General features: G+C 67.6%; 13 protein-coding genes and 1 tRNA gene. 11 read left to right on the top strand and 3 right to left on the bottom strand.

What is annotated here, in order from left to right; all coding sequences use genetic code 11:
- Positions 1-251: 251 nt before the first annotated feature.
- The 5 genes from C4K88_RS09365 to rplA all read left to right on the top strand — a co-directional run bounded on the left by C4K88_RS09365 (position 252) and on the right by rplA (position 3,157).
- A tRNA-Trp gene (locus C4K88_RS09365) sits at positions 252-324 on the top strand.
- A 153-nt stretch (positions 325-477) separates the two neighbouring features.
- Positions 478-732: a preprotein translocase subunit SecE gene (gene secE / locus C4K88_RS09360; protein ID WP_241521810.1), complete on the top strand. Its 255-nt coding sequence runs from the start codon at positions 478-480 to the stop codon at positions 730-732.
- 103 nt (positions 733-835) lie between these two features.
- Positions 836-1,753, top strand: a complete 918-nt coding sequence (gene nusG / locus C4K88_RS09355) for a transcription termination/antitermination protein NusG (RefSeq protein WP_241521809.1) — start codon at positions 836-838, stop codon at positions 1,751-1,753.
- 123 nt (positions 1,754-1,876) lie between these two features.
- Positions 1,877-2,308 (top strand): 50S ribosomal protein L11, encoded by a 432-nt coding sequence (gene rplK, locus C4K88_RS09350; RefSeq protein WP_043440576.1) that lies wholly within the window; start codon positions 1,877-1,879, stop codon positions 2,306-2,308.
- A 144-nt stretch (positions 2,309-2,452) separates the two neighbouring features.
- Positions 2,453-3,157, top strand: coding sequence for a 50S ribosomal protein L1 (gene rplA / locus C4K88_RS09345; protein WP_104121382.1), 705 nt, complete (start codon positions 2,453-2,455; stop codon positions 3,155-3,157).
- 78 nt (positions 3,158-3,235) lie between these two features.
- Here the strand turns inward: rplA and C4K88_RS18245 are convergent, their stop codons facing one another.
- Entirely contained in the window at positions 3,236-3,535 is a 300-nt protein-coding gene (locus tag C4K88_RS18245) for a hypothetical protein (RefSeq protein ID WP_167399011.1), read from the bottom strand.
- A 294-nt stretch (positions 3,536-3,829) separates the two neighbouring features.
- Between C4K88_RS18245 and rplJ the strand changes: the two genes are divergently transcribed.
- Both rplJ and rplL read left to right on the top strand, forming a co-directional pair.
- Positions 3,830-4,432 carry a 50S ribosomal protein L10 gene (gene rplJ / locus C4K88_RS09335; protein WP_104121381.1) on the top strand — a complete coding sequence of 201 codons (603 nt, stop codon included), beginning with the start codon at positions 3,830-3,832 and terminating at the stop codon, positions 4,430-4,432.
- A 57-nt stretch (positions 4,433-4,489) separates the two neighbouring features.
- A complete protein-coding gene (rplL, locus tag C4K88_RS09330) occupies positions 4,490-4,867 on the top strand; it encodes a 50S ribosomal protein L7/L12 (RefSeq protein ID WP_104121380.1) in 378 nt (125 codons plus the stop codon).
- A gap of 102 nt (positions 4,868-4,969) precedes the next feature.
- Here rplL and C4K88_RS09325 read toward each other — a convergent pair whose 3' ends face one another.
- Positions 4,970-6,169, bottom strand: a complete 1,200-nt coding sequence (locus C4K88_RS09325; RefSeq protein ID WP_104121379.1) for an acetyl-CoA C-acetyltransferase — start codon at positions 6,167-6,169, stop codon at positions 4,970-4,972.
- Between the two features lie 73 nt (positions 6,170-6,242).
- Positions 6,243-6,842, bottom strand: coding sequence for an isopentenyl-diphosphate Delta-isomerase (idi, locus tag C4K88_RS09320; protein ID WP_104121378.1), 600 nt, complete (start codon positions 6,840-6,842; stop codon positions 6,243-6,245).
- Between the two features lie 124 nt (positions 6,843-6,966).
- Here idi and C4K88_RS09315 point away from each other — a divergent pair, with 124 nt between their 5' ends.
- From C4K88_RS09315 to rpoB, 4 genes are all read left to right on the top strand, one after another.
- The gene (locus tag C4K88_RS09315) at positions 6,967-8,034 is read left to right on the top strand and encodes a polyprenyl synthetase family protein (RefSeq protein WP_104121377.1); all 1,068 of its coding nucleotides are present in this window, start codon (positions 6,967-6,969) and stop codon (positions 8,032-8,034) included.
- The gene (locus C4K88_RS09310) at positions 8,035-8,934 is read left to right on the top strand and encodes a phytoene/squalene synthase family protein (RefSeq protein ID WP_104121376.1); all 900 of its coding nucleotides are present in this window, start codon (positions 8,035-8,037) and stop codon (positions 8,932-8,934) included.
- Entirely contained in the window at positions 8,931-10,553 is a 1,623-nt protein-coding gene (crtI, locus tag C4K88_RS09305) for a phytoene desaturase family protein (protein WP_104121375.1), read from the top strand. The genes C4K88_RS09310 and crtI overlap by 4 nt, the downstream gene beginning before the upstream one ends.
- A 326-nt stretch (positions 10,554-10,879) precedes the next feature.
- Positions 10,880-14,389 carry a DNA-directed RNA polymerase subunit beta gene (gene rpoB / locus C4K88_RS09300; RefSeq protein WP_104121374.1) on the top strand — a complete coding sequence of 1,170 codons (3,510 nt, stop codon included), beginning with the start codon at positions 10,880-10,882 and terminating at the stop codon, positions 14,387-14,389.
- The last annotated feature ends 105 nt before the right edge of the window (positions 14,390-14,494 follow it).

Below are 14,494 nucleotides of genomic sequence, written 5' to 3'. Positions count from 1 at the left end.
GGGCAATGCGCTGGAAGCGACAGGGCACGGTCCGGCGGCGCGCCCGGGTGCGGCGGTGTACCCGCGAGCACCGTCGTGGCATCCCCGGCGACCGCCATGCCGCGCCCGGGGAGGCGCCATGGCGGGGCGCGACACGGCCGGTTCGACGTTCCGGCGGTGAATGCGTAGACTTGTCCCTCGGTGTTGAAACACCATGCTGGTTCGTGCCCTCCCGGGCCGTCCGGAGTGGAGCTGAACAGGTTCAAGACCAAAGGGTAGTGGCGCAATTGGTAGCGCAGCGGTCTCCAAAACCGCAGGTTGCAGGTTCGAGTCCTGTCTGCCCTGCGCGTGGCCTTCGCAGAACGACGGCGAAGGCACGGCAGAAACAGATCACGAAGTCCCGTTGCAGGCATCGGTTCCGCGCGACGGTAAACATGATCAGCTGGACGCGCCACTGGTGGTCCGGTTGGAACACCACACAGATTGATGAGGTTGACGGTGACCGATACGGCTGCGAGCAGCTCCAAGGGAAGCCCCTCCGAGAAGAAGGCCCCCCAGCGCGGCTTCTTCGGACGCATCATGCTGTTCATCCGCCAGGTCCTCGCGGAACTCGGGAAGGTCGTCACGCCGACCCGCCGGGAACTGGTCCGGTTCACCATCACCGTGCTCGTCTTCGTGGTCATCATGATGCTCATCGTGACCGCACTGGACCTCGTGTTCGGCCGCGCCGCCCTGTGGGTGTTCGCCGGCTGACGCTGTCCCGGGAACACCCCGTCGGCGCTCCGCAGTCGGAGCGTCGGGTCGGGTGCAGGCAAGCAGAACAACCTTCGAAGAATGTCAGAAAGCAGGCGGCTAGGTGTCCGAGCAAGAACTCGAACGGCAGATCACTCCCGAAGATGGTCTGGAGAACGAGGAGTACGGGACGGAGGCGGAGGTCGACTCCACCACCGGCGACGTGCCTGCTGAGGGCTTCGACGCTGACGGCGACTCCACCGACTCCGACATCGAGGTCACGGCCGTCGACGCCGTCGACGAGGCTGCTGCCTCCGATGCCGACACTGCAGCCGACGACGACAGCGACGACGTAGAAGCCGACGAGGCCGTCGACGCTGATGACGCAGCCGACGTGGACGCTGACGTTTCGGAGGCCGACGGCGAGGAAGCCCCCGTCGAGGACCCGGTGGTCGCGTTCAAGGCGAAACTCCGCCGTCAGGAGGGCGACTGGTTCGTCATCCACTCCTACGCCGGCTACGAGAACCGTGTGAAGGCCAACCTCGAGACCCGCATCCAGACACTGGACATGGAAGATTACATCTTCGAGATCCAGGTTCCGATGGAAGAGGTCGTGGAGATCAAGAACACCACGCGGAAGATCGTCAACCGCGTGCGCATCCCGGGCTACGTCCTGGTCCGCATGGAACTGACCGACGAGTCGTGGGGCGCCGTACGGCACACCCCGGGCGTCACCGGCTTCGTGGGCAACGCTCACAACCCGGTCCCGCTGAGCCTCTCCGAGGTCTTCTCGATGCTCGAGCACACGATCGTGCACACGGATGCCGTCTCGGGCAAGCCCGTCCAGCCGCAGTTCACGCCGGCCACGGTCAACTTCGAGGTCGGCGAGTCCGTCACGGTCAACGAGGGCCCGTTCGAGACCCTCCCGGCGACGATCTCCGAGATCAAGCACGAGTCGCAGCAGCTCGTCGTGCTCGTCTCGATCTTCGAGCGCGAGACCCCGGTCACGCTCTCCTACAACCAGGTCACCAAGATCCAGTAAAGCTTCGGTGCCGCCCGGCGTGCTTGGCCGGGGGAGCATCGTCAGGCCGTCACGCCATGACGGCCACCACCCTGCGGGACGCTCCTGTCCCGCAGGAACGCAATGCAAGAGAAGGACCCTTTCATGGCCCCCAAGAAAAAGGTCACCGGCCTCATCAAGCTGCAGATCAATGCAGGTGCCGCCAACCCGGCTCCTCCCATCGGTCCTGCGCTTGGCCAGCACGGTGTCAACATCATGGAATTCTGCAAGGCGTACAACGCCGCCACGGAATCCCAGCGCGGCAACGTCATCCCCGTGGAGATCACGGTGTACGAGGACCGGTCGTTCACCTTCGTCACGAAGACTCCGCCGGCAGCCGAACTGATCAAGAAGGCAGCAGGAGTCGCCAAGGGCTCCGGAACGCCCCACACGGTCAAGGTCGCCAAGCTGACGAACGCCCAGGTCGAAGAGATCGCCACCATGAAGATGGAAGACCTCAACGCCAACGACGTCCAGGCAGCCGCGAAGATCATCGCCGGTACCGCCCGCTCCATGGGCATCACGGTCGAGGGATAACTACCCCACCCCGCCCGGCCGGATCCGACCGACAGGGCACACCACCATTTTCACGGCACGACGGAGACGCTCCCGCGGACGACGTCGTGAGTGGCAGGGCCGAGCGCGGTCCGCAGACCACGACTGCATAAGGAGAACAAGCAGATGGCACAGCGCAGCAAAGCATACAAGGGAGCTGCCGCGAAGATCGAGGCGGACAAGCAGTACGCCCCCCTCGAAGCGGTAGTCCTCGCCAAGGAGACCAACCCCTCCACGTTCGATGCCACGGTCGAGGTGTCCTTCCGTCTCGGAGTGGACCCCCGTAAGGCGGACCAGATGGTCCGCGGCACCGTGAACCTCCCCCACGGCACCGGCAAGACCGCCCGCGTCCTGGTCTTCGCGACCGGCGAGAAGGCAGAGGCTGCCATTGCAGCCGGCGCCGACTTCGTCGGCTCCGACGACATGATCGAGAAGGTCTCCGGCGGTTGGACCGACTTCGACGCCGCCGTCGCCACGCCTGACCTCATGGGCAAGGTGGGGCGCCTCGGAAAGATCCTCGGCCCCCGTAACCTGATGCCGAACCCGAAGACCGGAACGGTCACGGCCGACGTCGCGAAGGCTGTCACGGACATCAAGGGCGGCAAGATCGACTTCCGCGTCGACAAGCACTCCAACCTGCACTTCATCATCGGCAAGGTGTCCTTCGACGAGCAGAAGCTGGGCGAGAACTACGCCGCAGCGCTCGAGGAGATCCTCCGCCTCAAGCCCTCCGCGTCGAAGGGCCGCTACATCCAGAAGGCGACCGTCTCGACCACCTTCGGTCCCGGCATCTCCGTCGACCCGAACGTCACCAAGGTCTTCGCCGTCTAGGCATTGCCTCCAGGAAGCCCCGCGGCGTCTGCCGCGGGGCTTTTCCGTGTCCGGGGTGAGCAGGAACCGGCAGCGTCCTCACCAGAGCGCCTTCGCTGCCGTCAGTCCTGCCGTCATGACGTTCCTGTCCTGGGCCCAGCGCCGGGCCGGACGTGAGCTCGGCTCCCGCTCCGCCGTCGCGGATCCCAGGCGGACCGTGTTCTGCACCCACCTGTCCTGGGACCTGCTGGCGGGGCTGCTGCCCAACGGCACGCTCGGCTGGTCCAGGGCTGATCCGATCGCCGCCCTGGTCATCGCCGCCGTCGCCCTCAGGGAGTGTCGCGAGGCGTCGAAGGGGAGGAGGCGCACCGCCGAGACCGCCGATCCGCGATCGATCATTCCTCCTCCCGTGGACGGTGCTGCCCGCGCCGATTTGGAGAGCCCCCCGGCGTCCCGTAGGCTTGGAGTACCAAAGACCGTCGGTCGGTCCACCTCCGCTCCCCAGAAGCGCACTCGTGCGTGGCAGGGGAGAAGGATCAGGATCCGAAAGTTCCCGCAGGGGACGGCCTACGCAGGTGAACGAAGCTCCTCTCCACGGGCCCCGGTCCGTGTCGAGCACAGCCCCGTGCATCTGCGCGGGGCGTTTTTTATGGGAGCTGGAAGGCCGGCGCATATTCCCCCGGAAGGAGGGTTATGGCAACGCCAACAAAGGTTTCCGCAGTGGATGAGATCGCCACCGATTTCAAGGAGTCCACCGCTGCTGTCCTGACCGAATACCGCGGGCTCACTGTTGCTCAGCTGAAGAACCTGCGTCGTGCCCTCGGCAACGACAACAAGTTCTCCGTCGTCAAGAACACCCTGACCGGCATCGCGGCGAAGGAAGCAGGCATCGACGCGTTCGACGGCCAGCTCACCGGACCCACCGCGATCGCCTTCATCAAGGGCGACGCCGTTGCTGCAGCAAAGAGCCTCACGGATTTCGCGAAAGCCAACCCGAAGCTCGTCATCAAGACCGGAATCTTCGAGGGCAAGGCACTCAACGCCTCCGAGGTCGTCGCTCTGGCGGCCCTCGAGTCCCGTGAACTCCAGCTCGCCCGGGTGGCCGGTGTCCTCAAGGCGCCGATGTCCTCCCTGGCACGCACCGTCGATGCCCTGCGCATCAAGCTCGAGGAGGGAAGCGACGCTGCACCTGCAGCCGATGCCGACGCTCCTGCTGCCACCGAGGAAGCTGCTGCTCCCGCAGACGCTCCCACGGAAGCTCCCGTCGAGGAAGCCGCAGCACCCGAAGCGAACTAGCGTCGCTTCGCCCCCCACACTCCGGTGCACTGCACCACTACAGGAAGGACGCCTCCCATGGCGAAGCTCACCAACGAAGAGCTCATCGAAGCTTTCAAGGAACTGTCCATCATTGAACTCTCGGACTTCGTAAAGCTGTTCGAGGAGACCTTCGATGTCACCGCTGCTGCTGTTGCAGTCGCCGGCCCCGCCGGTGGCGGCGCAGACGCAGTCGAAGAGGAGCAGACCGCGTTCGACGTCGTCCTCGAGGCTGCCGGCGACAAGAAGATCGCAGTGATCAAGGAAGTTCGCGCGCTCACCTCGCTGGGCCTGAAGGAAGCCAAGGACGTCGTCGACAGCGCGCCCAAGGCCGTCCTCGAAGGCGCCACCAAGGAAGCCGCAGAGAAGGCCAAGGAGGCCCTCGAGGCCGCCGGCGCCACCGTTACCCTCAAGTAACACCTCCGGCCGGCGCACGCCGGTCGACTGCACGACGAAAGAGCCCCGCTTCGTACGAAGCGGGGCTCTTCTCGTCCTACCGGGAATTCCTGCGGGGCAGGCTCAGCGCCAGAGGAGGAGGGCTTCGCCCTGGCCGCCCCCGCCGCAGAGGCTGACGGCGGACCTCCCGGTCCCGCGGCGTGCCAGCTCCAGGGCTGCGTGCAGGGCGAGCCGGGCACCCGAGGCTCCGATGGGATGGCCGAGTGCGATCGCCCCGCCGTGGATGTTGCACTTCTCGAGCGGATAGTCGAGGTCCTTGAGCGACTGCACCGCGACCGAGCCGAACGCCTCGTTGATCTCGATGAAGTCGAGGTCGGCCGCGGACCAGCCCGCGCGGTCGAGTGCCTGGCTGATGGCGGCGGAGGGCTGCGAGTGCAGCGTGTTGTCCGGACCCGCCACCTGCCCGGGACGCCCGACGACCGCGAGGACCGTGAGCCCGTGCTCGTCGGCGTAGGCGCGGGTGGTGACGACCAGCGCTGCCGCGCCGTCGGACAGCGGGGAGGAGTTGCCCGCCGTGATCGCCCCGTCCGGGTTGAACGCCGGGCGCAGCTTCGCGAGCGACTCCACGCTCGTCGTCGGGCGGATGCCCTCGTCGGTCGTGACGACGACGTCGTCGCCCTTGCGCTGCCGAACCGTCACCGGGACGATCTCCTCCGCGAGGACCCCGCTGTCCGTCGCGGCGGCCGCCCGCCGGTGGGATGCCGCGGCAACGGTGTCCTGGGCCGTGCGGTCGATGACGAGCCGGACGTTGCCGCGTTCGGTGGAGGCACCCATCGACTCGTCGTCGAAGGCATCGGTCAGGCCGTCGTGGGCCACGGAGTCGAGGGCCTGGAGGGATCCGTAGGTCCATCCCTGGCGGGAGCCCGGGAGCAGGTGCGGTCCGCGCGTCATGGACTCCTGCCCGCCGGCGACGACGACGCTCGCCTCGCCGCTGCGGATCAGCCGGGCGGCGTCGATGACGGCCGAGAGGCCGGAGAGGCACACCTTGTTCAGGGTGACCGCGGGGACGTTCCAGGGGATACCCGCCTTGACCGCCGACTGCCGCGCGGGATTCTGTCCGCACCCGGCTTGCACGACGTGGCCCATGATGACGGCGTCCACGGCGGAGGGGTCCACTCCTGCCCGCTCCAGCGCGCCCGTGATGGCCAGGGCACCGAGGTCGACGGCGGTGAAGGAGGCGAGTTGTCCGTTGAGGCGCCCGAGGGGTGTTCGGGCTCCGCCGACGAGCACGACGTCGTCGGGGGTTGGCGTGGGTGTCGCCATGGCGAAACTCTCTTTCGTCGTTGAAATGGTGCCGCTACCAGATTAGGGCCTGGTCCCTCCGCCTCCGACCCGGTCAGCCCCGGTGCGGCCCCGGGCCGTCCGCACCCTGCGGGTAGAGCAGGGGCAGCTGCAGGGTCAGCCAGGGGCTGAACGCCCAGGGGGTGGCGGTGACGGCACGCACCAGGGCGGGGGCGTCGACCCACTGGTAGTCCATGACCTCCTCGGGCAGGGGAGCGACCGCGCTGTCGGCGACGGCGGTGTAGACGGGGCAGATCTCGTTCTCGACGATCCCGCCGGCGTCCACGGCCCGGTAGCGGAAGTCGGGCAGCGCCGCCCGGACATCCGTGACGGTGAAGCCCAGTTCCTGGGCGGCGCGCCGGTGCACCGCGTCCTCGAAATCCTCGCCCGGCGCAGGGTGCCCGCAGAAGGAGTTCGTCCATACGCCGGGCCAGGCCTTCTTGCCGAGGGCGCGCCGCGTCACGAGGATGCGCCCGTCGGCGTCGAACACGTGGGTCGAGAAGGCCAGGTGCAGGGGCGTGTCGAGGGTGTGCACGGTCGCCTTCTCCTGTGTCCCGAGCGGTGTGCCGTCCTCCGCGAGCAGTACGACGAGCTCTGCGTCCCGGCCCGTTCCGCCGTCGACGGCCTGCTGGATGGTTCCTGATTCGCTCGCCATGGTGGCTCTCTTTTCGCTGGTCGTCCGCACGTCCCGCCGGCCTCGAAGCGGCAGGGCGGCCCTGCCGGCCGCCCGACGCCGCCGCATTTAGTCAAGGGCGCACTTTCCGTTGTTTACTTTACCTATGGACATGGACACTCTGCTGGTCGAGCCCGCCGGGCTGGAGCAGGTCGAGGATGCCCTCCGGCGGTTCTTCGAGGAGTCCAAGAACCGTGCGGCGAAGATCGGCCCCGGATACCAGGCCCTGTGGGAGACCCTCGAGCGCTGCACCGCGGGAGGCAAGCGGTTCCGGCCCCGCCTCGTGATGTCCGCCTACCAGATGCTCGGTGGCCGCGACCTCGAGAACGCGGCCGAACTCGGGGCGGCCTTCGAGCTCCTCCACACCGCCCTGATCGTGCACGACGACGTGATCGACCGCGACTTCGTCCGCCGGGGCATCCCCAACGTGTCCGGCCGCTATCGCAGCCTGGCCGAGGCCGCCGGTCTGTCCCCGGACGGAGCACGACACGTCGGCCTCTCGGCGGGGGTCATCGCCGGCGACCTCGCGCTGTCCAACGCCTACCGCCTGCTCGAGCGGGTCGCCGCCCCGCCCGCCACACGACGCCGGCTGGGGGACATCCTCGACGAGGCGGTGTTCGCCTCCGCAGCCGGGGAGTTCCTCGACGTCGAGACCTCCCTCAGCTCCGACGTGCCCCCGCTCGAGGACATCGTCCAGATGGCACGTCTCAAGACCTCGGTGTACTCCTTCGAGGGGCCGCTCCAGGCGGGCGCAGTCCTCGCGGGTGCCGGGGAGGACGTGGTCGAACGGCTCGGCGACTTCGGGCGCGACGCCGGGATCGCCTACCAGATCGCCGACGACCTGCTCGGTGTCTTCGGCAGCGAGACCCGCACCGGGAAGACGAACTGGGGGGACCTGCGCGAGGGCAAGCGCACGGCGCTGCTGTCCTACGTGTCGGGCCGCCCCGAATGGGAGAGCATCTCATCGCTCGTCGGGAGCCCCGGCATGTCGGCGGCGGACGCCGACTTCGTCCGGCGGATCCTCGTCGACAGCGGGGCGAAGGACTACTCGGCGGGTCTCGCCGCCCAGTACGCCTCGCGAGCCCGCACACACCTCGAGTCCGACGCCGTGCCGTCCGCCCTGCGGTCCGCGCTCCAGCCGGTCGTGACGGCCGTCGTGGACCGGGTGCACTGAATGGGCGTGGACGATTCGCTCGCGCGCTACACCGACGCCGCGCTGAAGACCTCCGCCGAGGTCATCCGCTGTTACTCGACGTCCTTCGGGCTGGCCTCGCGGATCCTCGACCGCCCCACGCGCAGCGCCATCGAGGCCGTGTACGCCCTCGTGCGGGTGGCGGACGAGATCGTCGACGGCGCAGCGGCCGGGGCCGGCCTGTCCGACGCCGACGTGAAGCGACTCCTCGACGACCTCGAACGGGACACCGAGACGGCGATGGCCACGGGCTACAGCACCAACCTCGTCGTGCACGCGTTCGCGGTCACGGCTCGGAGCACCGGGATCGGCGTCGACCTCACCCGGCCCTTCTTCGCCTCGATGCGCGCCGACATCACCCGGCACGAACACACCCAGGAGTCCTTCGACCTGTATGTGTACGGCTCGGCGGAGGTCGTGGGGCTCATGTGCCTCAAGGCGTTCCTGGTGGGCCGGAACGTCACCCCCGAGGAGGACGCCGTGCTGGTGGACGGCGCGCGACACCTCGGCGCGGCCTTCCAGAAGATCAACTTCCTGCGCGACCTCGCCGAGGACTTCACGAGCCTCGGGCGCAGCTACTTCCCCGGTGTCCGGCCCGGCAGTTTCACGGAGGCGGACAAGCACCGCCTGCTGGACGACATCGACGAGGACCTGCGGATCTCGGCCGGCGCGCTCCCGGGGCTGCCCCCTACCCCGCGCCGCGCCGTCGCCCTCGCGCAGGCCCTCTTCACGGATCTGGCGGTGCGCCTCAGGCGCACACCCGCCGAGGAACTCCTGCGGGCACGGATCCGGGTTCCCAACCCGGTGAAGTTCCGCATCATGGTGCAAGCCTTCACCGGTCGCGCGGTACCGGAACCTCCCGCGCAGGAGAGGACGGCATGACCGCACAGCAGAGCAGGAGCCCCCGCGTGGGAGCGAAGGACGTCGTCGTGATCGGCGGCGGGATCGGCGGACTGGCGACGTCGGCCCTGCTGGCGCGGGAGGGTCACCGCGTCACCCTCCTGGAGAAGCGGAACGAGGTCGGTGGCCGGGCCGGGTCCTGGGAACAGGACGGCTTCCGGTTCGACACAGGCCCGTCCTGGTACCTGATGCCCGAGGTGATCGACCACTTCTTCAAGCTGATGGGCACCAGCGCCGCGGAGCAGCTCGAGCTGGTGAAGCTGGATCCCGGCTATCGCGTCATCTTCGAGGAGGGATTCGACACCGTCGACGTCCCGGCGGACCGCGAAGCCGTCACGAAACTCTTCGAATCCCTGGAGACCGGCGCCGGCGAGCAGCTCTCGAAGTACCTGGACTCCGCCGAGGACGCCTACGAGATCGCCAAGAAGCGCTTCCTCTACTCGACGTTCCAGTCCTTCCTGCCCTTCCTCCGGCCGGACGTCCTGAAGCGGCTGCCCCGCATCGGGGCGCTTCTGCTGCAGCCCCTGCAGTCGTTCGTCGAGAAGCGGTTCAAGGACCCCCGCATCCAGCAGATCCTCGGGTATCCGGCCGTCTTCCTCGGCAGCTCGCCCTTCGACGCCCCGAGCATGTACCACCTGATGAGCCACCTCGACCTCGACGACGGCGTCCTGTACCCGATGGGCGGCTTCACGACGCTCATCGCGGCCATGCGCCGCGTCGCGGAGTCCGCCGGTGTCGAGATCCGCACCGGCGCCGACGTCGTCTCGATCGACACGGACGCGCGCACGCCCGGCCGGTCGCCGCTGGACCGGCAGACCGCCGCGGTGCGGGCGGTCACCTACCGCACCGCAGGCACGACGATGTCGGTCGACGCCGACATCGTCGTCTCGGCGGCGGACCTCCACCACACGGAGACGACCCTCCTGCCCGCGGACCTGCAAACCTACCCCGAGAAGTACTGGCGGACGCGCGTCCCCGGACCGAGCGCGCTCCTGCTCTACCTCGGCGTGCGGGGCAGCCTCCCGCAGCTCGAACACCACACACTGCTGTTCAGCACGGACTGGCGGGACAACTTCGGACGGATCTTCGGCAAGGAGACCTCGGTGCCCTCGCCGGCGTCGCTCTACGTCTGCCGTCCCAGCGCAACGGACGATTCCGTCGCTCCCGAGGGCCACGAGAACGTGTTCGTCCTCGTGCCGATCCCGGCGGACGTCGGGATCGGCAAGGGCGGACTGGAGCGCGGGGGAGACCAGCGGGTCGAGGACCTCGCCGACGCCGTCATCGGCCAGATCTCCGAATGGGCGGGCATCCCCGATCTCGCCGAGCGCATCGTGGTCCGGCGCAGCTACGGGCCGCAGGACTTCGCGGAGGACCTCAACGCCTGGCGGGGAACGTCCCTCGGTCCGGCGCACATCCTGAAGCAGAGCGCCTTCTTCCGCGGCTCGAACCGCAGCCAGAAGGTCGGGAACCTGTTCTACGCGGGCAGCTCCACGGTCCCGGGCATCGGCATCCCGATGTGCCTGATCAGCGCCGAACTGATCGTGAAGCGACTGCGCGGCGACGTGAGCACGGGCCCCCTGCCGGAGCCGGCCGCCGGCTAGGGCCGGCTGCTTCCGGACGCCGGCCCCCGCCCGCCCGGCTCCCTCCGGCCGGGTCGACCAGTGGGCGGTGGGCTTGACGGAAAAGGGGGAAAGGGGCTATTGGACTTTGCCCTGCCCATCCCGTAGTGTAGGTCTTTGCGTCTTCCCTCTAACCTCAGCCTTCATATAGCGGTGGGCTTTGCTCTGCTCTCGTCGTTGAACCTGGCCACATGGTTGGGACGGATGGAAGCAGACTCGGGTGAGCACTGAGATCCCCGCAGCATCCTGCGGTGGCGGTGCAGAGGCGAAAGCGCTGACAAGCCTTACGGTCTGTGGAAGGATCCCTCTTGGTCGCCCCGAGCACCTCTAATAATGCAACCGCTACCAGCCAGGTCGACGCCGACGGCGCCGCTCCCCGGCTCTCATTCGCAAAGATTCACGAACCGCTTGACGTTCCCAATCTCCTCGCGCTCCAGACGGACAGTTTCGACTGGCTCGTCGGCAACGAGCGCTGGAAGGCCCGCGTAGAGGAAGCGCTGGAGAAGGGGCTGCAGGGCTTCGCCACCACCTCCGGCCTCGCGGACATCTTCGAGGAGATCTCCCCGATCGAGGACTTCCAGGGCACCATGTCCCTGAGCTTCTCCGAACCCGAGTTCGCCGACCCCAAGTACACGATGGCAGAGTGCAAGGATCGCGACGCGACCTACTCCGCCCCGCTGTACGTCAAGGCCGAGTTCATGAACAACAACACGGGCGAGATCAAGCAGCAGACCGTGTTCATGGGTGACTTCCCCCTCATGACCGACAAGGGCACCTTCGTCATCAACGGCACCGAGCGTGTCGTCGTGTCGCAGCTCGTCCGCTCCCCGGGCGCCTACTTCGAGCGCACCGCCGACAAGACCAGCGACAAGGACATCTTCAGCGCGAAGATCATCCCGTCGCGTGGTGCCTGGTTCGAGCTCGAGATCGACAAGCGCGACCAGGTCGGGGTCCGCCTCGACCGCAAGCGCAAGCAGTCCGTCACCGTGCTCCTCAAGGCGCTCGGCTGGACCGAGGGCCAGATCCTCGAGGAGTTCGGCCAGTACGACTCCATCCGCGCCACCATGGAGAAGGACGCCACGGAGACCCGCGAGGACGCCCTCCTGGACATCTACCGCAAGCTGCGACCGGGCGAGCCCCCCACGGTCGAGGCTGCCCAGACCCTCCTCGACAACCTGTACTTCAACCCGAAGCGTTACGACCTCGCGAAGGTCGGCCGGTACAAGATCAACCGGAAGCTCGGTATCGACAAGGACCTCACGGATTCCGACGCCTCGGTGCTGAACATCGACGACATCGTCGCGATGATCAAGTTCCTGGTCGCCCTGCACGCCGGCGAGAAGACCCTCGGCGGCAAGCGCGACGGCGGCGACGTCGAACTGCGCGTCGAGGTCGACGACATCGACCACTTCGGCAACCGCCGCATCCGTGCGGTGGGCGAGCTCATCGAGAACCAGGTCCGCACCGGCCTGTCCCGCATGGAGCGCGTCGTCCGCGAGCGGATGACCACGCAGGACGTCGAGGCGATCACGCCGCAGACCCTGATCAACATCCGCCCCGTCGTCGCCGCGATCAAGGAGTTCTTCGGAACCTCCCAGCTCTCGCAGTTCATGGACCAGAACAACCCGCTCGCCGGCCTGACGCACAAGCGTCGCCTGTCCGCGCTGGGCCCCGGTGGTCTGTCCCGTGACCGCGCAGGCATGGAGGTCCGTGACGTCCACCCCTCGCACTACGGCCGCATGTGCCCCATCGAGACCCCTGAAGGCCCGAACATCGGCCTCATCGGTTCACTCGCCTCCTACGGCCGCATCAACGCGTTCGGGTTCATCGAGACCCCGTACCGCAAGGTCGTCGACGGCCTCGTCACCGAGCAGATCGACTACCTGACCGCTGACGACGAGGTGGAGCGCCTCATCGCCCAGGCGAACGCCCCCCTCGCCGCGGACAACACGTTCGTCGAGGACATGGTCCTCGTGCGGACCCGCGGTGGTTCCGGCGAGCCCGTGCTCGTCGCGCCCGGCGAGGTCGAGTACATGGACGTCTCCCCGCGCCAGATGGTGTCCGTCGCAACCGCGATGATCCCGTTCCTGGAGCACGACGACGCCAACCGCGCCCTCATGGGCGCGAACATGCAGCGCCAGGCCGTGCCCCTGCTCCGTTCCGAGCGTCCCCTCGTGGGCACCGGCATGGAGAAGAACGCCGCCGTCGACGCCGGTGACGCCGTCACCGCGACGAAGGCCGGCGTCGTCAAGGAGGTGTCGGCGGATCTCGTCAGCATCCTCAACGACGACGGCACCGAGACGAACTACCCGATCATGAAGTTCGCCCGCTCCAACCAGGGCAACGCGTACAACCAGCGCGTCCTGGTCGCCGAGGGCGACCGCGTCGAGTACAACACGATCATCGCCGACGGTCCCTCCACGGACCAGGGCGAGCTCGCGCTCGGCAAGAACATGCTCGTCGCGTTCATGTCCTGGGAGGGTCACAACTTCGAGGACGCGATCATCCTGTCGCAGCGCATCGTCTCCGACGACGTCCTGACCTCGATCCACATCGAGGAGCACGAAGTCGACGCCCGCGACACCAAGCTCGGTGCCGAGGAGATCACGCGTGACATCCCGAACGTCTCCGAGGAGGTCCTCGGGGCCCTCGACGAGCGCGGCATCATCCACATCGGTGCCGAGGTCGAGGCCGGCGACATCCTGGTCGGCCGTGTCACCCCCAAGGGCGAGACGGAACTGACCCCGGAGGAGCGCCTGCTGCGTGCGATCTTCGGCGAGAAGAGCCGCGAAGTCCGCGACACCTCGCTGAAGGTGCCCCACGGCGAGTCGGGCACGGTCATCGGCGTGCGCATCTTCGACCGCGACAACGACGACGAGCTGCCCCCGGGCGTCAACCAGCTGGTCCGCGTGTACGTGGCGCAGAAGCGCAAGATCACCGACGGCGACAAGCTTGCCGGCCGCCACGGCAACAAGGGCGTCATCTCCAAGATCCTCCCGATCGAGGACATGCCGTTCCTGGAGGACGGCACGCCCGTCGACATCGTCCTGAACCCGCTGGGTGTCCCGGGCCGCATGAACGTGGGCCAGGTCCTCGAGATCCACCTCGGGTGGGCCGCCAAGCAGGGCTGGAAGATCGAGGGGGAGCCCGAGTGGCTCAAGAACCTCCCGAACCTCCCTCGGGAGATCTCCTCGACCACCGTCGCGACCCCCGTGTTCGACGGCGCCACCGAGGACGAGATCGTCGGCCTGCTCGGCTCCACGAACGTCACCCGCGACGGACAGCGCCTCATCGGCGAGTCCGGCAAGGCCCGACTGTTCGACGGCCGCTCCGGCGAGCCGTTCCCGGACCCGATCTCCGTCGGCTACATGTACATCCTGAAGCTCCACCACCTGGTGGACGACAAGATCCACGCGCGCTCCACCGGCCCGTACTCCATGATCACGCAGCAGCCGCTGGGTGGTAAGGCACAGTTCGGCGGCCAGCGCTTCGGCGAGATGGAAGTCTGGGCCCTCGAGGCCTATGGCGCGGCGTACACGCTGCAGGAACTCCTGACCATCAAGTCGGACGACATCCACGGACGCGTGAAGGTCTACGAGGCCATCGTGAAGGGCGAGAACATCCCCGAGCCGGGTGTCCCCGAGTCCTTCAAGGTCCTGATCAAGGAAATGCAGTCGCTCTGCCTGAACGTGGAAGTCCTCTCCACCGACGGCACGACGATCGAGATGCGTGACTCGGATGAAGAAGTCTTCCGGGCCGCGGAGGAACTGGGCATCGACCTGTCACGGGCCGAGCCGAGCTCTGTCGAGGAAGTCTAGGTTTCACCCGACCGGTCCAGTCCGGTACCCGGAACGGCGGCAACGAAATTTCTTCGGCCGCGGGCGGCCTTGAAATATTAAAGCCGCCTTCCTCCGGACACCTCC

Source organism: Arthrobacter pityocampae (assembly GCF_002927275.1).
GTDB lineage: Bacteria > Actinomycetota > Actinomycetes > Actinomycetales > Micrococcaceae > Arthrobacter_D > Arthrobacter_D pityocampae.
The sequence above is the reverse complement of the archived record's forward strand: the minus strand, read 5'-3'. Positions and strand labels throughout refer to the sequence as shown.

Bases quoted from the DNA above. Each gene is read 5' to 3' on its own strand.
- rplK (WP_043440576.1), top strand. From the start codon at position 1,877: ATGGCCCCCAAGAAAAAGGTCACCGGCCTCATCAAGCTGCAGATCAAT.
- rplA (WP_104121382.1), top strand. From the start codon at position 2,453: ATGGCACAGCGCAGCAAAGCATACAAGGGAGCTGCCGCGAAGATCGAG.
- C4K88_RS18245 (WP_167399011.1), bottom strand. From the start codon at position 3,535: ATGATCGATCGCGGATCGGCGGTCTCGGCGGTGCGCCTCCTCCCCTTC.
- rplJ (WP_104121381.1), top strand. From the start codon at position 3,830: ATGGCAACGCCAACAAAGGTTTCCGCAGTGGATGAGATCGCCACCGAT.
- rplL (WP_104121380.1), top strand. From the start codon at position 4,490: ATGGCGAAGCTCACCAACGAAGAGCTCATCGAAGCTTTCAAGGAACTG.
- C4K88_RS09325 (WP_104121379.1), bottom strand. From the start codon at position 6,169: ATGGCGACACCCACGCCAACCCCCGACGACGTCGTGCTCGTCGGCGGA.
- idi (WP_104121378.1), bottom strand. From the start codon at position 6,842: ATGGCGAGCGAATCAGGAACCATCCAGCAGGCCGTCGACGGCGGAACG.
- C4K88_RS09315 (WP_104121377.1), top strand. From the start codon at position 6,967: ATGGACATGGACACTCTGCTGGTCGAGCCCGCCGGGCTGGAGCAGGTC.
- C4K88_RS09310 (WP_104121376.1), top strand. From the start codon at position 8,035: ATGGGCGTGGACGATTCGCTCGCGCGCTACACCGACGCCGCGCTGAAG.
- crtI (WP_104121375.1), top strand. From the start codon at position 8,931: ATGACCGCACAGCAGAGCAGGAGCCCCCGCGTGGGAGCGAAGGACGTC.